The organism is Streptococcus sp. LQJ-218, assembly GCF_003428885.1.
Taxonomy (GTDB): Bacteria; Bacillota; Bacilli; order Lactobacillales; family Streptococcaceae; genus Streptococcus.
This window is the reverse complement of record NZ_QQRU01000004.1, coordinates 1-21,101: the sequence shown is the minus strand read 5'-3', so window position 1 is coordinate 21,101 and position 21,101 is coordinate 1. Positions and strand designations below refer to the sequence as shown.

Genomic DNA, 21,101 nt, shown 5'->3' with positions numbered 1-21,101 from the left:
CATATTTCTTGACAACTTTACAAATTTTATTTGTGAAAACGCTGACTTTATGGTATGCTAGTAACATGGAAAGAAAATGTAAGGGGTTAAATTTAATATAAATTTACAATATTTCAACCTTCTTTTCATAAGAGAAAGGAGTTGGTAGCGTGCCTCTTAGCTCACATTCTGAACGACTAATGGGAACTACTATTACTATTTCATTAGTGGATGAGAGAGCCGATAGCTTGCTCCAAAAATCCTTTGATTTGCTCAAAGAGCTTGAATACCGCTTCAATGCCAATAGTCAAGAATCGGAGTTGATGGAAATCAATTATCAAGCTGGAAGAGCTCCAGTCAAGGTTCATCCAGACCTGTTCGAACTGATTTCACTTGGCTTAGAGCATAGCCTAGCGCCCTCTAGCCACCTCAACATCAGTATTGGTCCCTTGATTCAAACCTGGCGTATTGGTTTTTCAGATGCCAAAGTTGCCCGACCTCAAGAAATTGAATCGGTGCTACCTTTGATCAATCCTCATTATATCGAGTTAGATTCTTTTACTTCTACTGTGTTTCTAAAACAGAAAGGAATGAAGATAGACTTAGGTTGTTTAGCCAAGGGTTATAGTGCGGATAAGGTTGCCCAATTTCTGAGAGAAGAGGGAGTGACCTCAGCCTTGATTAATCTAGGAGGAAATATCCTAACCATTGGAAAAAATCAGGCAAGAGGTGATCAACCTTGGCAAATTGGGATTCAAGACCCAGCCAATCCGAGGGGGAATCACTTAATGACTATCCCTGTTGTCAATAAATCTGTCGTGACTTCAGGCATTTATGAACGTCACCTGACAGTCGATGGAAAAGACTACCATCATATTTTTGACAGTCAAACAGGATATCCTGTTGAAACGGAACTAGCAAGTCTCACCATCATCTCTGATAAATCAGTTGATGGCGAAATCTGGACAACTCGTCTCTTTGGAGAAAGACCTGCTTCTATCCTCTGGCAAGTCGAAAGTTTGGAGGGCATCGAAGCTATCCTCATCGATAAAGAAGGTCACCTAAGCTGTTCTTCAGGAATTCCAACTCTATAGAAATAGATCTTTCAATGGAGCTTTAAAATCGTATTATGTAAAAAGAGAAAGGAAATCTCATGTTAAAACTTATTGCTATTGTTGGAACAAATTCAAAACGTTCTACAAACCGCCAATTGCTTCAATACATGCAAAAACACTTTGCTGAAAAAGCTGAAATTGAACTTGTTGAAATTAAAGACATTCCTGTCTTTAACAAACCAGCTAACAAGCAAGTACCTGTTGAAATTATAGAAATTGCTGTTAAAATTGAAGAGGCAGATGGCGTTATTATCGGTACTCCTGAGTATGACCACTCTATCCCAGCTGTTTTGATGAGCGCTCTTGCTTGGTTATCATACGGTATTTACCCACTTTTGAACAAACCAATCATGATTACTGGTGCTTCTTACGGTACGCTTGGTTCATCACGTGCCCAATTACAACTTCGTCAAATCTTGAACGCTCCTGAAATCAAGGCAAATGTTCTACCAGATGAATTCTTGCTCTCATACTCTCTTCAAGCATTTAACCCAAGTGGCGACTTGGTTGATCTTGATGTCATCAAGAAATTGGATGCCACTTTTGACGACTTTCGTATCTTTGTAAAAATTACAGAAAAATTGCGCAATGCACAAGAATTACTTCGCAAAGATGCAGAAGAATTTGACTGGGAAAATTTGTAAGATAGGAGACCGAAAGAATGAAATTTGTTGGACTTGTTGGATCAAACTACGATCAATCATATAACCGCAAACTCTTGGAATTTATCCGTCGCAATTTCAAATTCAAATTTGAATTAGAAGTACTTGAAATCGACGAAGTTCCAATGTTTAACCAAGACGAAAAATGGGACGAAAGCTTCCAATTGCGTTTCTTGTATAACAAAATTACACGTGCTGATGGTGTGATCATCGCTACTCCTGAGCACAATCACACTATCTCAGCTTCCCTAAAATCTGTACTTGAATGGCTTTCATACGAAGTTCATCCATTTGAAAACAAACCAGTCATGATTGTGGGAGCATCATATTACGACCAAGGAACTTCACGTGCCCAAGTTCACCTTCGTAAAATCCTTGACGCTCCAGGCGTTAATGCCTACACGCTTCCGGGTAACGAATTCCTTCTTGGTAAAGCTAAGGAAGCTTTTGATAACGACGGAAATATCACAAACGAAGGCACTGTTAAATTCCTTGAAACTTGCTTAGATAACTTTGTAAAATACGTAGGAGTCGTTTCGAAATTGAAAAAACCAAAACCAATCGAACCAGAAGACTTAGATTGTGGAAAACCAATTGCTACAACCATTACAGAAGTTGATCCTGACGATCCAGAATGGGTAGAAAAAGTTGCAGAAATTACTGGAGCTGTTTCTGGTGATACCTATGTCAAGTTGGACCACGGTATCCTGACAGTTAACCAACTTGATATGTTCTTGAAAGCTATGCCATTTGAATTGACATATGCCGACGACAACAACCAATTCCTCTACTACAACAACGCTCACCAAGATCCAAACACCATGTTTGCTAAACGTGTACCACCTCAATCAGGTAACCGTATGTCGACTGTTCATGGTTCTCTTCCACCAGCACGTATGAAGAACGTAGAGTGGGTTATCGGAACACTTCGTAACGGAAATCAAGAATACGTCCGTACTATCGTTCCAGGTTCTCCTGCAGGTGTCATCAATACCCACAACTACCAAGCAATGTACTATCCTGATGGATCATACGCTGGTATCAATGAAATTGTCTTTAACTTCCAACCATGGCTTGATTGGTACTTAGAAACAACTGGTCAACGTCTAGTTGGTGGAAATGCTGCAGCTCCTGCTGGCGGACATGGTCACGGCGATGCAGATGCTACATCTGGAGCTTCTGATTCAGGTGATGCCGGTGGTCACGGTGGTGGCGCTGACGCTACATCTGGAGCAAGTAACTAATCATTTTAGGAACCATCTTGGTTCCTTTTTTCGTGATAAAAAAGACTAGCAAACACAAATTGCTAGTCTTTTGGTTATTCTTTCATCTATCTTTGTTAAAAGAAAGAATACTTATTATGAATTGGGATCATCGAGACTACGTCCATGTAATCCTTTTTCACGTTGGACTTGGCGTAGCTTATCTGGTGTAACATCGTTTCCTTCTTCGTCTACAATTTTGATCCCTTCGATGTGGTGACGAACAGAGCGACGATAACCTTCGATGTACTCCTCACGTAGTTTAGCTTGTTCCACTTTTTCTTCTGGGGTCAAGCCTTCTGTTTTTTTCTTTTTAGCGAGCTCGTTGATACGAGCAATTTTCTTCGGATCCATTTCTTCTCCTTTGTGATAAGATAAAGTCCGTTTATTAAATTTTATTTAGTGTTAATTTGGTTAAAACGTGCAAGTTTAGCTGCTTTCTTGGTTAATTGCGATAAGATAGCCAAACGATTTTGACGGACAGCCTGATCTTCGGCCATTACCATGGTATTTTCAAAGAAAGCATCAATAACTGGACTAAGCGCAAAGAGCTGTTTCAATTGCTGACTGGCACTCCCTGACAAAACGAGTGATTCTACTGCTTCTGCCAAGGCTTTCTCTTCTTCATTCTCAAAGAGTGCTGAATCAACTGCTACAACTCCCTCTGCCTTCTCAGCTAAGTTAAAGGCACGAGAAAGTGATTCAACAGATGGTTTGAAATCTTCTTTCTTGCTTGCTTCTACGAGAGCACTGGCTGCTTCTAGCATATCTGCCACAACAAAGTTTGATCCTGCAAGAACAGCTTCTTTTATGTCTTTTGGAGTAGAACCCATCATCTTATCCACACGAGCCTTGATGAAGTCCATAACTTCAGCTTTATTTTCATAAGTCAAGCTGTCAAAATTCAATGCATAAAGGCTATCAATCAGCTCGTCCATAGCAATGTGCCAACCAAAGGCGTCCAAGATACGAACCACACCTTGTGTAGCACGACGAAGGGCATAAGGGTCATTAGAACCTGATGGAATCAAACCTACTGAGAAGAAACTCAAAATCGTATCCAATTTATCTGCAATGGCAAGCACTGCACCGACCTTGCTCTCTGGAAGTTCTCCTTCAGCTGATGTAGGCATATAGTGTTCACGAATAGCAGCCGCGACTGCTGGACTTTCACCAGCAAGAAGGGCATATTTCTCTCCCATAATTCCTTGGAGCTCGTCAAATTCACCAACCATACCTGTCAACAAGTCAAACTTATAAATGGCTGCTGCACGAGCAAGGTCAACTGTTTCATCGACTGACAAGCCAGCTTTTTCTGCCAAGAGAATAGCAATCTGACCCGTACGAATCATGTGTTCACGAAGAGAACCAATTTTCTCATGGAAGGTGACATGGTTTAATTTTTCAACAAGTTCAGAAATAACCAATTTTTGGTCTTCACGCCAGAAGAATTCTCCGTCTTCCAAGCGGGCTACCAAGACTTTTTCATTTCCTTTGATGACATTTTCCAAATACTCTGCATTTCCGTTACGAACAGAAATGAAGTTTGGCAAGAGTTTTCCATCTTGATCACGGACAACAAAGTAACGTTGGTGTTCCTTCATTGAAGTCACCAAAACTTCTTCTGGAACTTCAAGGTATTTGGCATCAAAACTTCCCATAAAGGCAGTTGGGTATTCAACTAAGTTCAAGACTTCATTCAGCAAATCAGCGTCAATTTCGATACTTACACCATGTTTTGCCTCAATTTCCTTGATTTGGTCAACAATCATTTGCTCACGTTCACGTGGATCTGCGATTACAAACTGCTTACGAAGGTCTTCTTCATAACTCAAGGCTGACTGAATCTTGGTTTCTTGTCCTAAGAAACGATGACCACGACTCACACGCCCTCCCTTAATATCAAGGAAATCCAAATCAAACTCTTCTTCATCTAAAAGAACAGTTAAAGTGTGAACAGGGCGAATGTATTCAAAGCTATTTCCAGCCCAGTGCATGCTGACAGGGAAAGTCAGTGACTTCAAGACATCCACAACACCTGGAACAATTGCTTCAACTGCTTGACCAACTTCTTCCTTAGTGACATAGACATATTCTTCACCCTTGATTTCACAGAATTCAATATCTTCAACTGTCAATCCTTTCCCACGGACAAATCCTTGAGCTGCTTTGGTGAAGTTCCCATCACTATCCAAGGCAATTTTCTTTGCTGGACCCTTGAAATCTTCTGTCAAATCAGCCTGTTTGTCTGCAAGACCAATCACACGAACAGCCAAACGACGTGGGGTTGAGAAGGTCTGAATAGCTTCAAAAGACAGACGGTTCTCCTTGAGGAAGGTTGCCATTTTTTCGCCTAGTTGTTTTTCACTTGGTGTGACAACATAGGCTGGTAATTCTTCAAGACCGAGTTCTACTAATAAGTTTTTTGTCATGTTTTTTCTCCGAAAAGTATCTTTTTATTTTCCAGTTTGCCTTATGTGATCGGCACGCAAGCAACCAACTTCGTTGTTTCATTGCTAAAATTGGAGCCGAAAGTCTCCAATTTTGCCTAGTATCCTTAGCTTCACTAAGGATACCTTCATCACTACGGCAACTGGCTCAAGGCTCACTCTGTTCGCCCATTTTCGTAATTTGTCACTCTCTTTATTCTGCGTCTTCTGCTAAGAGTTTAGCTCGTGTTGCTTCATCCAAAAGTGGGTAGCCTAGGCGTTTGCGTTCTGCGACAAAAGTTTTGGCTACAACACGGGCCAAGTTACGGATACGAGCGATATAGCCTGCACGCTCTGTTACAGATACTGCGCCACGCGCGTCAAGCAAGTTAAAGGTGTGTGAACATTTGAGAACATAGTCATAGGCAGGGTGAACCAAGCCTTCTTCCAAGGCACGACCAGCTTCTTTTTCAAACTTATCAAAGTTTTCAAGCAACATTTCTTGGTCCGAAATTTCAAATGAATATTTTGAGTGCTCGTACTCAGGCTGGATAAAGATTTCTCCGTATTTTACACCATCAGCCCACTCGATATCATAGACAGAGTCAACCTCTTGGATATAAGAAGCCAAGCGCTCCAAACCATAGGTAACTTCTGCAGTCACAGGGCCAGTTGCCAATCCACCAACTTGTTGGAAATAAGTAAACTGAGTGATTTCCATCCCGTCAAGCCAAACTTCCCAACCGAGACCAGCTGAACCAGTAGACGGATTTTCCCAGTTATCCTCAACAAAACGAATATCGTGTTCCAATGGATTGATTCCCAATTTTTCCAAAGATTCAAGGTAAAGTTCCTGGATATTTGATGGAGAAGGTTTCATGACCACTTGGAATTGGTGGTGTTGGTAGAGACGGTTAGTGTTTTCCCCATAACGACCGTCCGCAGGACGACGTGATGGCTCTACATAAGCTGCATTCCACGGCTCAGGTCCGATAGCACGAAGAAAAGTGTAAGGACTCATGGTTCCCGCACCTTTTTCATTATCATAAGCTTGCATAAGCATACAACCTTGGTCATTCCAAAATTGTTGCAAAGTAAGGATGATTTCCTGGAAAGTCAATTTTTTAGACATGTTTTTCTCCTTTTTCTATAAATTCTTGTGACTTTGGATACAAAAAGAACCGCGTCCGACAATCCTAGGTTGATTTAACCTAGGGGCGTCAGAAACGCGGTTCCACCCTAATTTATTACTTCATTATTTTTGAAAATACTACAGAAAGTGCCAGTTCTTTATTTTGCCCTACTTGGCTCCCACTATCCCAAGCTCGCTTGAAGAACGCCATAAGACTTTCTTTCCTGCTGACTATTATATCAAAAATTAGAACAATGTACAATTCTTTTTATGATTTTCTAGAAATCCATATCATCAACTCGTGGAGCACCCGACTGAACAGTAATCCTTTTTAAGGTTTCACGTTCCTCATGACTCAGTTCAATTTCAAAACAATCAAGATTAGCCTGAATACGAGATACTGTAACAGATTTCGGAAGGGGTAAAAATCCTTCTGCTAAGCTCCATGCCAAGGCTATCTGAGCAACAGATTTTCCGTGATTTTCAGCTATTTCTTGCACTTCCTTGCTATCAAATAATTCTCCCTGACCAAAAGGCCCCCAAGCTTCCAATAAAATACCTTTTTCTCGACAGTAATCTACGACTTCTTCTTGAAACACACCTGGTGCCAAACGAACTTGATTAACTGCTGGAATGATAGCTGCTGTTTCAAGCAAGGCATCCAAATGATGGGGAAGGAAATTACTAACTCCGATAGCACGGATCTTACCTTCTTCGTAAAGATCCTCCATTGCTCTCCATACTTCCGAATTTCGGATTTTCCATTGGTCATTTTCTCTTAGTGGTTTTGGATTTGGCCAATGAATCAAATACAGATCCAAATAGTCCAACCCCATCTTCTCTAAAGACTCTTCAAAAGCCTGACGAGCTTGCTCATAGTTGTGATTTGTATTCCACAATTTACTGGTTACAAAAATTTCCTCTCGCGGAATTCCACTATCTTGAATAGCCCGACCAACGCTTTCTTCGTTTTTATAGATGGCCGCCGTATCGATATGGTGATAGCCTGCCTTTAAAGCCTCTAAAACTGCTTGGTAGGCAATCTCTCCATTTTCTGCTTTCCAGGTTCCAAATCCCAGAACTGGAATCGTAACGCCATTATTCAAAGTATAAGATTTCATAACTTTTCCTTTCCAAATTAGAAGAAAATCCAAAGAGCCAAATTTTCAAGGAAAACTGATCTCTTTAGATTTTCTGTATTATTGGTCACGATCGTAATAGAGCTGATGAGGGTTAAGACGAGTATTTAACAATTCTGGAATTGTTACAAAGTCATAACCTTGCCCTTTCAAGTAGTCAATAACCTTCGGTAAAGCATTTACCGTCTCAGCATGGATATCATGCATGAGAATGATAGAACCATTCTTGACTTCACGCTGAATTTCTGTCAAAATCGCTGCTTCATTTTTACTCTTCCAGTCCAGACTATCCACATCCCACAGAATAAAACTCAAATCGAGGCTATTGCGAATGTCGTCTGTAATGGCCCCATAAGGCGGACGCATCAGTTTTGAACTAGTTCCCAATACTTTAGTTATTGCATACTCAGTATCAGTAATCTGTTTTTTAGCTTCATCAAGCGAAAGTTTTGAAAGCACTGGATGACTCCAACTATGGTTTCCAATGACATGGCCATCTGATTTCATGCGTTTCAAAATCTCCTCATTTCCAGAAATATTCTGACCTAGTACAAAGAAAGTTGCCTTAATACCGTACTTAGAAAGAGTATCTAATGCTTGTTTTGTCGTCGCTGGATTTGGGCCATCATCAAAAGTCAAGGCTACCACTTTTCGATTTTTCTTTTCATAATAAGCTTTGTAAAGTTCTGAATCCTTATCAAGCAGATATGAGGATTGAATAACCTCAAAGAAGTTAGTGACTGGCAAGTCAATCTCTTCTAGATTTTCCACAGCCTGACTTGGATAAAGAATAATTTGACTATCTTTATAATCAAAATTCCAAGCAGATAAGTCTTGATCAGAAAAGCTTTTAACTAGCTGATCAATCTTTTCTTGCTCTACTTTCTTATCCTGTAAGAAAGTGGTGATTTCTTTTAACAACTGCTCTTTGGCTTTACTAGCATCTGAAAATAATTGATCAAGTGTAAAAGGTTTACCCTCTTCTGTCAAATGGACTTTTGCTAGACTCGTTTTTTCAGTCTCTTCAACTTTTGAGGAAGTTAAATCATAGACTTGTTTGATCACATTTCGGTTGACAATTCCTTTTAAAGTCGAATCTTGTTTCTCCGTATAATAAAAAACTAGATTTTCCTTATCCTCTAGATTGTCTTTTATATCCTGTGTCATGATTTCTTTTACAGATGAAATCACTTGTTCTCCTTGGAGAGGATAATAGGCAATCACTTCGGCTTGCCCCTTACGAAAATGATCTTTCTGATTTCCCTCACTCAATTGATTATCTTTATCATTTTTTAAAGATTCAATTTTTTGTTCGAAACTATGCTTTGTATATACTTTGTATCCAATTATTGAACCAAGGACACAAATACTTACTGAAAAGATAGCTACTAGGGTTATTAACCCGATTCTCTTTTTATCGTGATTGACACGTTTTGATCTACTTTTATCCATATAAATATCATATCAAATTCAAGCTATAATTTCAATGATTTTATAGGAAATAGTAGACTTCCTGCGAAACTAAAGTTCTCGTTCACAGTTAATAATGCCAGCAATCAAATTCATTCGTAATCCAAACTGTTTGACTTGATTTCAAACGGCTATTAAAAATATTTTAAATATTTTTACTTGAGCAAATATATTCTCATCCTTGATTCTTTCTTTTAACAGCGCATAGTTATAGGATGTGTCTTCAAAAATGAATAGCTTTAGTTTGCTTAATTTCCATAGAGTTTGCACTTGTGAATACATCTTTATGGTCCCTTGATAACCACTGTCAGATAAGATGTTACCAGCTGGTCTGATATTTCTACGACTCATTTTAAACAACTTTACATCGTGGCAACCCTTCACCGTAATATCCAACTAAACAATTCTCCCTTGGCTTATGACCATCGCTAGAAGCTTCATAACATGTCTTGTCTTTTTATCATAATAATTTTCTAGTTACTTTTTTAAGACGAGCGATTTTTACCTCTGTGGCATCCATAAGCATTGGATTTTCTGCACTAAGATGAGTTTTTGAAATAGTGAAACCACTCTGGATAAGAGTTACTTCTACCCATTGACTCCGACGGATTAAGTTGCTTTCGTGAATGCCAAAATCAGCCGCAATTTGTTCATAAGTACGATACTCTCGCATGTATTGAAGAGTAGCAATGAGGAGGTCCCCTAAGCTTAACTTAGGGGTGCGTCCACCTTTTGCGTGTTTAAGTTGGTAAGCTGTTTGTAACACAGCTAACATCTCTTCAAAAGTAGTACGCTAAACACCAACAAGGCGCTTAAATCGTGTATCAGTTAATTGTTTACTCGCTTCATAATTCATAGTTTTATTGTATCAAATTTTTATTTTATAGGAAGTCTTGTGTATGTAAAAAGAGAGGAGGTCCCCTCTTAAAATTTTATTTGACTGCTTCTTTCAAAGCATCTACCTTGTCCAGACGTTCCCATGGAAGATCAATATCTGTACGTCCCATATGTCCATAAGCTGCTGTTTGACGGTAGATTGGGCGCTTGAGATCCAGCATTTGGATAATTCCTGCAGGACGAAGGTCAAAGATTTGACGAGTTGCTTTTTCAAGCTTGCTTTCAGCTACCGTTCCAGTACCGAAGGTATCGATACGAACAGAAACGGGCTGAGCTACACCGATTGCGTAAGCCAATTGCACTTCTGCTTTCTTAGCTAGACCCGCTGCAACGATATTCTTAGCAATATAGCGAGCCGCATATGACGCAGAACGGTCTACCTTAGTCGCATCTTTACCAGAAAAGGCACCACCACCGTGACGAGAGTAGCCACCATAAGTATCTACGATAATCTTACGACCAGTCAAGCCTGAGTCCCCTTGAGGCCCACCGATTACAAAACGACCAGTAGGATTGATGAAGCATTTTGTTTGCTCATCCAAGTAAGAGGCTGGAATGACCTCTTTAATAACCTTGTTAATGACATCATTATGAATTTGTTCGTTGCTGACTTCTGGATCGTGCTGGGTTGAAATCACGACTGTATCCACACGTATTGGGCGGTCAGTTTCATCGTACTCAACTGTAACTTGAGATTTAGCATCTGGGCGAAGATAGCTAATTTCCCCTGACTTACGAAGTTCTGCCAAACGACGAACCAATTTATGACTGAGTGAAATTGGCAAAGGCATGAGCTCTTCTGTTTCATCCACTGCAAATCCAAACATGAGTCCTTGGTCTCCAGCACCAATCAAGTCAAGCGGATCTTGATCTGCATTTCCACGTACCTCCAAGGCTTCGTTAACACCTTGGGCAATGTCAGGAGATTGTTCCACTAAAGATGGATGGACTCCTACAGTTTCAGCAGAAAAGCCATATTCAGTATTGGTATAACCAATCTCTGCAATGGTATCACGAACCACACGGTTAATATCCACATAGGCATTTGTAGAAATTTCACCAAAAACGTGAACAGAACCAGTATATACAGCTGTCTCAGCAGCAACGTGCGCCTCTGGATCTTCTGCTAAAATAGCATCCAAAATTGCATCTGAAATTTGGTCTGCAATCTTATCTGGGTGCCCCTCAGATACAGATTCAGACGTGAATAATTTACGTTCTGACATAAACATGTCCCCCCTTAAAAATAGTGTTATAGAGTTACAAAGTACTGATAAAAATTCCTACCCTCTACGAGTTGCGACTCGAAAGAAATAAAAACGATACCTTTTATTTCTGAAGCTAGTAAGGCGCATAGGGTGACCGCATGATAGCGGCAACCGTAGAATGACGAGCGACTACTTTGGAGCCGTCATTCTTTGCGAGTTGCGACTCGAAAGAAATAAAAGCGATACCTTTTATTTCTGAAGCTAGTAAGGCGCATAGGGTGACCGCATGATAGCGGCAACCGTAGAATGATGAGCGACTACTTTGGAGCCGTCATTCTTTGCGAGTTGCGACTCGAAAGAAATAAAAACGATACCTTTTATTTCTGAAGCTAGTAAGGCGCATAGGGTGACCGCATGATAGCGGCAACCGTAGAATGATGAGCGACTACTTTGGAGCCGTCATTCTTTGCGAGTTACGACTCGAAAGAAAAAATAGAAGTTTCTACCATCTTATCGGGACTATATAACTTTACCATTATATCATTTTTAAGCGCAATTTGCAGTCTTTATACTCTTTGAAAATCTCTTCAAGCGACGTCAGCTTCGCCTTATCTTATAGATGTTACTGACTTCGTCAGTTCTATCTGCAACCTCAAAACAGTGTTTTGAGCTGACTTCGTCAGTCTTGTCTACAACCTCAAGGCAGTGTTTTGAGCAACTTGGGGCTAGCTTCCTAGTTTGCTCTTTGATTTTCATCGAGTATTAATGTAATGTTTCAATGTAGATATTTCGTTCTCATAAAGCAAAAAGTTGGAGCTCAGCACTCCAACAATTACTATTAAAATGTTTGGCGTTTTGCTTTACGCTCTGCACGACCACGAGCGCGATTTTCAGAGCGCTTAGTCTTGCGGCGTTTTTCATCAACCGCCCATTTAATTTTCTTCTTATAACCCGGTTTGACTTTTTTCTTTTTCTTTTTGACCAAACCAATCATTTCGATATCAAGTTTATCTTGTTTTTTCTCACGGTTGGCACGACGATCACGGTCATAAGTATCTTGAAATTCCCCGTCTTTGACCATCTTAGGAGTAAACTTGATTCCCAATTTCTCCAACTCACGGATATCTGAGTCATCACTTGGCTGGTAAAGGGTAATGGCTGTACCTGGAAGGCCATTTCGTCCAGTACGGCCAACACGGTGAACAAAGAAAGATAAGTCTTGCGGAATTGCATCATTGATAACATGGCTGACACCTTCAATATCAATTCCACGCGCGGCCAAATCTGTTGCGACAATGTACTCAAAATCCAGATTTTTCACCTGGTTCATGATACGTTTGCGCTCACGAGGGGCAATATCTCCATGAATCTTTGCCACCTTCAAACCTTGAGCAGTCAGATAAGCATGTAATTCATCAGCACGCGTTTTAGTATTCACAAAAATCATTGCCAAATACGGTTGCATCAACTGAGTCAACTGGTAAATTTGAGCATTCTTGTCACGTCCCTTAGTAGAAATCAACCAATTATCAATAGTGTCAGAAATGACCGTTTTGGTCTTGATTTTCTCCATAACAGGATTTGATAAGTATTTTTTCAAGAATGGTTGCAACTTTTGTGGGATAGTCGCTGAGAAGACCATGAATTGTAAGTCTTTTGGAAGGCTGCCAGCAATCTTATCAACAGTTTCCAAGAATCCCATATCCAAGGTCATATCTGCCTCATCGACCACAAAGGTCTTGGCCTTATGAATAGCTAGGTCACCAGACTTAACCAAGTCATAAATACGGCCAGGCGTTCCGATAACAATATGAGGTTGGTTGCTTGCCAATTTTTCAATCTGGCGAGCCTTATCTGTCCCTCCTACATAATTAACTACACGCACTTCTGCTTCCGAGTGGGTTGCAATCTGACGAGCTGCTTGATAAATCTGAGTAGCTAACTCACGGCTCGGTGCAGTAATCACTGCCTGTACACTATCACTGGCTTCATCTAATTGCTGGAAAATCGGCAACAAGAAAGTATGAGTCTTACCTGAACCTGTTTTTGATTCACCGACAAGGTCACGACCTGCCAAAACAATCGGAATCAGCTTATCTTGAACCTCTGTAGGAGTTGTAAATTTCAACTCCTTTAAGGCTTCTCTAATATAGTTTTTAAATTGAAATTTCGTAAATGACATAATATCCTCGATTCTATCTATCGTATCAATTATACCACATTTTATTCTATTTCAGTAGTCTCACTCATAGAGCTTACTTTCAGTAGCTTCTCTAGTCAGAAAAAGGATGGAATTTTATAATCCCAACCTCTTTTCATACTCAATAAAAATCAAAGAGCAAACTAAGAAACTAGCCGCAGGTTGCTCAAAGCACTGCTTTGAGGTTGCAGATAGAACTGACGAAGTCAGCTCAAAACACGGTTTTGAGGTTGTGGATAAGACTGTCGAAGTCAGTTACCTATACCTATGATATCTACGGCAAGGCGACGTTGACGTGGTTTGAAGAGATTTTCGAAGAGTATCAGTCCTTATTTCCAGTTTAAAATAGCACTCAAGCCATAGTGATCACTAACTTGCGGACTCTTGTTACCATCAAATACGACATGTAAATTTTCCACGGCTAATTCTTTTGTAGTAAAAACATAGTCGATTCGAAGAGGTTCAGTGTTCCCTTTCCAGCCATCAATTTCTGGTGGGACAGTATAACTACCACTTTTCTCTTGTGCAACTTCAAATGCGTCTTGTAAGCCTAATGGGCTAGCTAAAATAGCTTGATATCCTTCTTGACCAGCTGGGTTGTTGAAATCTCCAGCAAGCAAAAGTGGTTTGTTCAATTCTTTCAAAACAGCCTCAAATCGAGCCCATTCTTCTTGGAAACCTTTATCCCACCAAGAAAGGTGGACACTGGCAACCGCAAGTTCCTTACCGTCAACTATAGTTTCAGCCAAGGCAACGCGGCGAGTATGATAGTCTGTTGGATCATTCACATCCGAAACCAAAATCTCTCTTGCTTCAATAGGTGTTTTAGACAAGATAGCCACACCTTCATGGTAGCGGTCATAACCGATATGATTATAGGCCCAAGTCCAATAGTATTTTTTTCCTTGCTCTGACAACTTTTCAACCAAGAGTCTAACATAGTGATCTTGATGAATAGGCTCAGCTGCTGGCAAAGCTTGATAGAGATCATTAACCTCCACCTCTAGTGAGGTGATCTCCTGATTAATTTCTTGGAAACAAATCAAATCATAGTCTTTATCAAGAATATCTTCAAGCAAGAGTTGGAATTTTTTTTCAGCTTCTTTTTCCATCCAGCTATGAGTATTGAGTGTTAAAAATTTCATGCTTTTCTCCTAAAACAAGAGGTTGGAAAACAGCTTCCAACCTCAAGTATATTACAATTCTACTTTAGCAACTGCTGTTTTAGCTGCAAGAGAACCTGTTTGTTCTAATTTAACTGACTTAATAGCTTCAGCATTTGTGAAGACAACTACTGTTGAAGTTTCACGTCCTGCTGCACGAATAGCATCCAAGTCAGCTGTGACAAGTAAGTCACCTGCGGCAACTTTTTGTCCTTCAGTTACATGAACTGTAAATGGTTTTCCTTCAAGACTAACTGTGTCTAAGCCAATGTGAACAAGTACTTCAAGACCTGCTTCAGTCACAAGACCAAGAGCATGTTTTGTAGGGAAGATGCTTGATACAGTACCTGAAACTGGAGATACAATGGTTCCATTTGCAGGTTCAACAGCAAATCCATCACCCATCATTTTTTGAGCAAATACTGGATCTTTTACTTGTTCCAAAGCAACAACTTGACCGTCAGCTACTGAGTATACTTCCTCAGTAAGACCTTTATAGTGAACAGTGTTTTGTTGCGTTTCAGTCATTTGACTTGGAAGAGTTTCAGGAATGATTTCACCTGAATCAAGGATATCTTGGATATCAGATTTCAATACGTCTGCTTTTGGACCGTAGATAGCTTGAACGCCTTGTCCTTTCATGACAAGACCCATAGCTCCTTCAGCTTTCCATTGTTCTGCATCACCAACTCTATCAGCATCTTTTACAGTTACACGAAGACGAGTCATACATGCATCAACATCAACGATGTTTGCACGTCCACCAAGAAGGTTGATAATGTTTACAGCTTGAGAACCTGCTGCAACTTTCACTTCGCTGCTAGCTTCTTCTGAACCTTCAGCAGTTTCGTAGTTTCCGTTACGTCCTGGAGTTGCATAGTTGAATTTTTGAATCATGAAGTTTGCGATAAAGTACATGATCACAGCAAAGAGAACAGTTACCCAAACGAAGTTAATGATATCCATACCAAGACCAGCATTGAAAGCTAGTGGAGTACGAGTCAAGAATTCGATTGAACCGAATGAGTGCACACGAAGGTTCACAATATCAGCCATTGCGAAGGCAGCACCTTGAACAAGTGAGTAAACAAGATAAAGAGGTGTTGCGACGAACATGAACATGTATTCGATTGGTTCAGTTACCCCTGTCAAGAATGTTGCAAGAGCTGTTGCAATCATCATACCTTTGTATTTGTGTTTCTTGTCAGCATCAACATTACGGTAGATTGCCACAATCACACCCATCAAGATACCGAATGAACCAATCATTTGTCCAACTTTGAAACGAGCTGGGTGAACAGTATCTAACAACGTTTGGTAGTGACTTGCATCTGTACCTTTAAGGTTAACAAGGTCTGTTACCCATGCAAGCCAAAGTGGATCTTGACCAAATACCTGAGTTCCTTTTGCTGCACCAGTTAACACATCATAAGTACCACCAAGAGCTGTATAGTTCATTGGGATAGTCAACATGTGGTGAAGTCCAAATGGCAAGAGCAAACGTTCCAAAGTACCATACAAGAATGGTGCAAGAACAGGTGCTGTTTCTTGTGAATTCGCAATCCAGATACCGAAATTATTGATACCTGTTTGAACAACTGGCCAGAAAGCAGCAAGTACGATTGCAGCGATTGCTGAACGAAGAATAACGACAAACGGTACAAAACGTTTTCCGTTAAAGAATGAAAGTGCATCAGGAAGTTTACGGAAGTTGTAGTATTTGTTGTAGGCAGTTGCCCCTACAAAACCTGAGATAATCCCTACAAATACCCCCATGTTAAGGGCTGGTGCCTCAAGTACGCTAATGAAGTAATCAGAAACCTTGATAGAGTTACCAAAAAGTGTTGATACCATTGCGTTAGGATCTTTCAACATATCACTGCTTACACTAAAGATTGTACCAGTGATACGGTTAATTAAGATGAAGGCAAGACCAGCGGCGAAAGCACCACCAGCGCGTTCTTTAGCCCAGCTTCCTCCAATTGCTAGGGCAAACAAAATGTGAAGGTTACCGATAACTCCCCAACCAATTTGCTCAAGAATTCCTCCTGTAATGACTAGAGGGGCAAGATTTGGGTCAATCAATGCAAGCGACTTACCGATTGAAATCATCAATCCAGCCGCTGGCATAACAGCGATAACCACCATTAGAGCCTTACCGAATTTCTGCCAAAATTCGAAAGACAAGACATTTTTGAATGTATCTTTCATCATTCAAATCTCCTTTATTTTTATTTAGGCAAACGTTTTACGAAAACGTTTGCACTTTCTATATTTCAATTATACCACTTTAATTTTTTTTGTAAAGGCTTTTATAAAAAAAAGTAGACTTTTTTCTAAAATTTTTGTAGTAAAAAAGGAGATATTAAAATCTCCTCAAATGTACTTCTATTTTATTTTAGATTTTCAAGAATCGGCGCATAGAAATTCCTGATCCAATTGAACCGATAAAAATTCCAAGCACAAATAATAAGGCAATCATCAGTGGACTGAATACCTCTGGTGATATCATTGAAAGGTTCTGACCAACTAATGACTGATTAACCGATTGGTAAACCATTTGATATACAATGAACACCAGAACTGATGGAAGTGTTGCTCCAAATAAACCAATGAAGGCACCTTCAAGTAAGAAAGGTCCGCGAATATAGCCATTCTTAGCACCTACTAAACGCATGATTTGAATTTCACGGCTACGTGAAATAATGGTGATACGAATAGTATTAGAAATCAAGAAGACTGCAATAAAAATCAATAATCCCGCTATAAATAGACCCCAGACACGAATAAAGGCAGCTAACTTAAACAAGCGTTCTGTATTGGCACCACCATCTTGAACTTCTGATACCCCTTCAATTTTCTTAGCCTCTTCTGCTACTGTCTTGACATCACTTGGTGTATTTGTATCTACTATATAAGCATCATAGAGAGGATTGGCATCACCTTCAAAGATTTTCCAGTTTTCTCCCATTGTTTCTGTCAACTTTTCATATTGTTCTTCTTTACTTGAAAAAGTAACATTCTTAACGGTTGGCATACCTTTCAAAGCATCATATACCTTATGGTAGTCGTTATTTGTAACTGTTTGGCCTTCTTTTTCAATCGTCTCACTATTATCAGCTACGTCTTTACGAATATATACCACTACTCTGACATTATTTTCAATATCTGAAGCTAATTTAGCCGTATTAAAGATGACAGATGCAAATATTGCAACCAAGGTCAAAGTAATCATAACCGAACTGACAGCAGCTACTGTCATCCAGCCATTTCGTTTTAAACTTTTTAATGATTCAAATAAATGACGAAAAAATCTATTAATCATCGTATCCATATTCTCCTTTAGCTTCGTCACGAACGACACGGCCATTTTCAATGGCAATGACACGGTGGCGCAAGGTATTTACAATCTGACTATTATGGGTAGCCATCAAGACAGTTGTACCTTGGAGATTGATGCGTTCCAACAAATTCATAATTTCCCATGAATTATCTGGGTCCAAGTTTCCTGTTGGCTCATCCGCAATCAATACTTTGGGATTGTTTACAATGGCACGAGCAATCGCAATCCGTTGTTGTTCTCCACCTGAAAGTTCATTTGGGAAAGAACGAACCTTGTGCTTCAATCCAACCAAGTCTAAAACTTCCATAACACGTTTTTTGATATTACGGCGACTTTCACCAATAACTTCCATTGCATAGGCAATATTTTCATAAACAGTTTTCTTTGGCAACAGTTTATAGTCTTGGAATACCACTCCAACGCTACGACGTAGAAGTGGAATATCTTTCTTCTTGATTTTTACTAGATTAAAATTTGCTACAGTTAAGTTTCCTTTTTCGATTTTTACTTCGCGATATAGGGCACGAATAAAAGTTGATTTTCCGGCTCCTGAAGGACCTACAATATAGACAAATTCTCCGGGTTCAACAGTGACTGAGACACCTCGCAAAGCTGTCGTTCCGTTATCATACTTTTTGACGACATCTCTCATTTCAATGATTGACATATGAGTTCCTTTCTATCTTAGCTGATTCGCCACTTGAGATAAGCATCGATAAAACCATCTAGGTCTCCATCCATAACCTTATCTACCTGCGCAACTTCAAAGCTAGTTCGATGGTCTTTTACCATGGTATATGGCGTGAAAACATAAGAACGAATTTGACTTCCCCAAGTGATTTCCTTTTTCTCACCTTTGAGGGAATCAACTTCCGCTGCTTTCTTTTCTTGCTCCATTTGATAGAGCTTTGCCTGCAACATTTTCATGGCACGATCTCTATTTCCGTACTGGGTACGATCAACCGTTGATTGGACGACAGTTCCAGTTGGAATGTGGGTTAAACGTACACCTGTTGAAACCTTGTTGACGTTTTGTCCACCAGCACCACCTGAACGGAAGGTATCCATCTTGATGTCATCTTCCCGGATTTCCACTTCAATGGTATCGTCCAACTCAGGCATCACTTCTACGGATGTGAAAGAGGTATGGCGACGTTTAGCAGAGTCAAATGGTGAGATTCGCACCAAGCGGTGAACACCCATTTCTGACTTGAGAAGACCATAGGCATTAGGCCCTTCAAATGATAGGGTTACTGACTTGATGCCAGCTTCATCTCCTGCTTGGTAATCCAAAACTTCTACTTTAAAGCCTTTGGCATTTCCATAGCGAGTGTACATACGTAGCAACATATCACCCCAGTCCTGTGCCTCAGTCCCACCCGATCCTGGATGGATTTCCAAGATGGCATTATTATGGTCATAAGGTTCTGATAAGAGAAGGGTCATCTCGTAACTAGCCATCATCTTATCAAGTTCGGCTAACTGCGTTACCAATTCTTCATGCACCGACTCATCTTCAGCTAAAAAGTCTAATAAAATTTCAACTTCATCCTCCAACTCTTCCATTTTGTGGAAGGTGTTGTAGGTGCTTTTTAATTCATTTAATTCTTGCGACGTTTTTTGGGCCGCGATATTATCGTTCCAAAAATCAGGTTCTGTCATCTTGTTTTCCAAGATAGCAATCTCTTCTTCTAAACCTTCGAGGTCAAAGAGACCCCCTAAAAGAAGCTAATTTTTCACGATTTGAGTCAATTTTCTGACGAATTTCTGAAATATCCATAAGTACTCCTTTTTGATATCATTTCATTATACCATAATCTCTTATTTCTTTCCATCATTTTCTCTACTCTCCTTTGAAATTAACCAATAAAGAGATTCTATACAAGCTTTTGATCTATTCAGAAGACTTAAAACACCACTATGAACTCTATCAACTCTTACTTTTTCACTTTCAGAACAAAGACCCTGAAAATTTTTTCGGACTTATTGAGGACAATCTGAAGCATGTTCATCCTATTTTTCAGACTGTCTTTAAAACCTTTCTAAAGAACAAAGAGAAAATCATCAACGCTCTTCAATTACCTTATTCCAACGCAAAATTGGAAGCCACCAATAATCTCATCAAACTTATCAAACGAAACGCCTTTGGATTTCGGAACTTTGAAAACTTCAAAAAGAGGATTTTTATAGCTCTGAACATCAAAAAAGAAAGGACGAATTTCGTCCTTTCTTTAGCTTAGCTTTTTTCAATCATTTACAATTGATAGATAGCCAAGACTTTTAGTTTTTAGTCTTCTTTTTTCTTGCGAGAAAGAAGTCCAAATCCACTAAGAGCTCCAAGAAGTCCAAGAGTTGCTAGGCCTGCATGGGCTTCTGTACCTGTATTAGGCAATTCCTTCGCTTCTTCTTTCTTAGCTGAAGTGCTATCAGATGCTTGTGCTGAATTGTCCGCAACAGTTACTTTAACTGGAACCTCATCCATAGATCCATCTGGGTAAGTTACCACAACTGTAGCGTCTTTGACACCTGGTGTTGTTGTATCAACTGGTGTCTTGTATTCAAACTTAGTTCCATTTGGTAGGTCTCCTACGTTTCCGATTGAATCTTTAGCGTTTGGAGTTTCTCCTTTGTTCACTGTTTGATCTTTAGCTACTGGTGTGTTCTTATCCGCATCTGTACTTGGTGTTGCAGGCGCTGGCATATTTGGAGTTGAAGGCGCTGGCATGTTTGGAGTTACTACCTTAACAGTTACTGGAACTTCATCTTTAGAACCATCTGGGTAAGTCACTACAACTGTTGCGTCTTTGTCACCTGGTGTTGTTGTATCAACTGGTGTTTTGTATTCGAACTTAGTTCCGTCTGGAAGGTCTCCAACGTTTCCGATTGATTTCTTAGGATCTGGAGTTTCACCAACATTAACAGATTGTTCTTTAGGTGTTGGTGTGTTCTTATCCGCATCAGTACGTGGATCTGTAACAGTTACCTTAACTGGAACTTCATCTTTAGATCCATCTGGGTAAGTTACTACAACTGTTGCGTCTTTGTCACCTGGTGTTGTTGTATCAACTGGTGTCTTGTATTCGAACTTAGTTCCGTCTGGAA

17 protein-coding genes and 2 pseudogenes are annotated in these 21,101 nt (G+C 39.9%); 5 read left to right on the top strand and 14 right to left on the bottom strand.

The window, feature by feature from the left end; translation table 11 throughout:
• The first annotated feature begins 149 nt into the window (after window positions 1–149).
• From D2908_RS04255 to D2908_RS04245, 3 genes are read left to right on the top strand one after another with little or no spacing between them, the layout of a single operon-like run.
• On the top strand, window positions 150–1,073 hold the full coding sequence (locus D2908_RS04255) for an FAD:protein FMN transferase (RefSeq protein WP_117305127.1): 924 nt from the start codon (window positions 150–152) through the stop codon (window positions 1,071–1,073).
• Between the two features lie 59 nt (window positions 1,074–1,132).
• A complete protein-coding gene (locus tag D2908_RS04250; protein ID WP_117305125.1) occupies window positions 1,133–1,738 on the top strand; it encodes an NADPH-dependent FMN reductase in 606 nt (201 codons plus the stop codon).
• A 17-nt stretch (window positions 1,739–1,755) separates the two neighbouring features.
• The gene (locus tag D2908_RS04245) at window positions 1,756–3,000 is read left to right on the top strand and encodes an NAD(P)H-dependent oxidoreductase (RefSeq protein WP_117305124.1); all 1,245 of its coding nucleotides are present in this window, start codon (window positions 1,756–1,758) and stop codon (window positions 2,998–3,000) included.
• A gap of 114 nt (window positions 3,001–3,114) precedes the next feature.
• On the opposite strand, the gene D2908_RS04240 is transcribed toward D2908_RS04245, so the two are convergent.
• From D2908_RS04240 to D2908_RS04205, 8 genes and pseudogenes are all read right to left on the bottom strand, one after another.
• Window positions 3,115–3,372 (bottom strand): DUF896 family protein, encoded by a 258-nt coding sequence (locus tag D2908_RS04240; protein ID WP_117305122.1) that lies wholly within the window; start codon window positions 3,370–3,372, stop codon window positions 3,115–3,117.
• A gap of 41 nt (window positions 3,373–3,413) precedes the next feature.
• Window positions 3,414–5,450, bottom strand: coding sequence for a glycine--tRNA ligase subunit beta (gene glyS, locus D2908_RS04235; protein ID WP_117305120.1), 2,037 nt, complete (start codon window positions 5,448–5,450; stop codon window positions 3,414–3,416).
• 211 nt (window positions 5,451–5,661) lie between these two features.
• Window positions 5,662–6,579 carry a glycine--tRNA ligase subunit alpha gene (gene glyQ, locus D2908_RS04230; protein WP_117305119.1) on the bottom strand — a complete coding sequence of 306 codons (918 nt, stop codon included), beginning with the start codon at window positions 6,577–6,579 and terminating at the stop codon, window positions 5,662–5,664.
• 278 nt (window positions 6,580–6,857) lie between these two features.
• The gene (locus D2908_RS04225) at window positions 6,858–7,700 is read right to left on the bottom strand and encodes an aldo/keto reductase (protein WP_117305117.1); all 843 of its coding nucleotides are present in this window, start codon (window positions 7,698–7,700) and stop codon (window positions 6,858–6,860) included.
• A 78-nt stretch (window positions 7,701–7,778) separates the two neighbouring features.
• Window positions 7,779–9,170, bottom strand: coding sequence for a peptidoglycan-N-acetylglucosamine deacetylase PgdA (pgdA, locus tag D2908_RS04220; RefSeq protein ID WP_117305115.1), 1,392 nt, complete (start codon window positions 9,168–9,170; stop codon window positions 7,779–7,781).
• Between the two features lie 69 nt (window positions 9,171–9,239).
• A pseudogene (locus D2908_RS04215) lies at window positions 9,240–10,044 on the bottom strand (transposase family protein).
• 76 nt (window positions 10,045–10,120) lie between these two features.
• On the bottom strand, window positions 10,121–11,311 hold the full coding sequence (gene metK / locus D2908_RS04210) for a methionine adenosyltransferase (protein ID WP_117305114.1): 1,191 nt from the start codon (window positions 11,309–11,311) through the stop codon (window positions 10,121–10,123).
• An 820-nt stretch (window positions 11,312–12,131) separates the two neighbouring features.
• On the bottom strand, window positions 12,132–13,475 hold the full coding sequence (locus D2908_RS04205) for a DEAD/DEAH box helicase (protein WP_117305112.1): 1,344 nt from the start codon (window positions 13,473–13,475) through the stop codon (window positions 12,132–12,134).
• Between the two features lie 106 nt (window positions 13,476–13,581).
• On the opposite strand from D2908_RS04205, the gene D2908_RS10105 reads away from it, so the two are divergent.
• Window positions 13,582–13,764, top strand: a complete 183-nt coding sequence (locus tag D2908_RS10105) for a hypothetical protein (protein WP_240628273.1) — start codon at window positions 13,582–13,584, stop codon at window positions 13,762–13,764.
• A 58-nt stretch (window positions 13,765–13,822) separates the two neighbouring features.
• Here D2908_RS10105 and D2908_RS04195 read toward each other — a convergent pair whose 3' ends face one another.
• The 5 genes from D2908_RS04195 to prfB all read right to left on the bottom strand — a co-directional run bounded on the left by D2908_RS04195 (window position 13,823) and on the right by prfB (window position 19,779).
• The gene (locus tag D2908_RS04195; protein WP_117305110.1) at window positions 13,823–14,638 is read right to left on the bottom strand and encodes an endonuclease/exonuclease/phosphatase family protein; all 816 of its coding nucleotides are present in this window, start codon (window positions 14,636–14,638) and stop codon (window positions 13,823–13,825) included.
• A gap of 51 nt (window positions 14,639–14,689) precedes the next feature.
• A complete protein-coding gene (locus D2908_RS04190) occupies window positions 14,690–16,870 on the bottom strand; it encodes a PTS transporter subunit IIBC (protein WP_117305108.1) in 2,181 nt (726 codons plus the stop codon).
• 184 nt (window positions 16,871–17,054) lie between these two features.
• Window positions 17,055–17,981 (bottom strand): permease-like cell division protein FtsX, encoded by a 927-nt coding sequence (gene ftsX, locus D2908_RS04185; RefSeq protein ID WP_117305107.1) that lies wholly within the window; start codon window positions 17,979–17,981, stop codon window positions 17,055–17,057.
• A complete protein-coding gene (ftsE, locus tag D2908_RS04180) occupies window positions 17,974–18,666 on the bottom strand; it encodes a cell division ATP-binding protein FtsE (protein WP_049494898.1) in 693 nt (230 codons plus the stop codon). Before ftsE ends, ftsX begins: the two co-directional genes overlap by 8 nt.
• A 17-nt stretch (window positions 18,667–18,683) precedes the next feature.
• A protein-coding gene (gene prfB / locus D2908_RS04175; protein WP_117305105.1) for a peptide chain release factor 2 occupies window positions 18,684–19,779 on the bottom strand; the annotation gives its coding sequence in 2 pieces (ribosomal slippage) (window positions 18,684–19,706 and window positions 19,708–19,779; 1,095 coding nt in all).
• Between the two features lie 79 nt (window positions 19,780–19,858).
• On the opposite strand from prfB, the pseudogene D2908_RS04170 reads away from it, so the two are divergent.
• A pseudogene (locus D2908_RS04170) lies at window positions 19,859–20,239 on the top strand (transposase); the annotation flags it as partial.
• Between the two features lie 47 nt (window positions 20,240–20,286).
• Here the strand turns inward: D2908_RS04170 and D2908_RS04165 are convergent.
• On the bottom strand, window positions 20,287–21,101 hold an 815-nt coding region (locus D2908_RS04165; protein ID WP_117305103.1), incomplete at its 5' end, for a Rib/alpha-like domain-containing protein.

Coding starts and splice junctions, on each gene's coding strand:
- D2908_RS04250 (WP_117305125.1), top strand. CDS start 1,133: ATGTTAAAACTTATTGCTATTGTTGGAACAAATTCAAAACGTTCTACA.
- D2908_RS04245 (WP_117305124.1), top strand. CDS start 1,756: ATGAAATTTGTTGGACTTGTTGGATCAAACTACGATCAATCATATAAC.
- D2908_RS04240 (WP_117305122.1), bottom strand. CDS start 3,372: ATGGATCCGAAGAAAATTGCTCGTATCAACGAGCTCGCTAAAAAGAAA.
- glyS (WP_117305120.1), bottom strand. CDS start 5,450: ATGACAAAAAACTTATTAGTAGAACTCGGTCTTGAAGAATTACCAGCC.
- glyQ (WP_117305119.1), bottom strand. CDS start 6,579: ATGTCTAAAAAATTGACTTTCCAGGAAATCATCCTTACTTTGCAACAA.
- D2908_RS04225 (WP_117305117.1), bottom strand. CDS start 7,700: ATGAAATCTTATACTTTGAATAATGGCGTTACGATTCCAGTTCTGGGA.
- pgdA (WP_117305115.1), bottom strand. CDS start 9,170: ATGGATAAAAGTAGATCAAAACGTGTCAATCACGATAAAAAGAGAATC.
- metK (WP_117305114.1), bottom strand. CDS start 11,311: ATGTCAGAACGTAAATTATTCACGTCTGAATCTGTATCTGAGGGGCAC.
- D2908_RS04205 (WP_117305112.1), bottom strand. CDS start 13,475: ATGTCATTTACGAAATTTCAATTTAAAAACTATATTAGAGAAGCCTTA.
- D2908_RS10105 (WP_240628273.1), top strand. CDS start 13,582: ATGGAATTTTATAATCCCAACCTCTTTTCATACTCAATAAAAATCAAA.
- D2908_RS04195 (WP_117305110.1), bottom strand. CDS start 14,638: ATGAAATTTTTAACACTCAATACTCATAGCTGGATGGAAAAAGAAGCT.
- D2908_RS04190 (WP_117305108.1), bottom strand. CDS start 16,870: ATGATGAAAGATACATTCAAAAATGTCTTGTCTTTCGAATTTTGGCAG.
- ftsX (WP_117305107.1), bottom strand. CDS start 17,981: ATGATTAATAGATTTTTTCGTCATTTATTTGAATCATTAAAAAGTTTA.
- ftsE (WP_049494898.1), bottom strand. CDS start 18,666: ATGTCAATCATTGAAATGAGAGATGTCGTCAAAAAGTATGATAACGGA.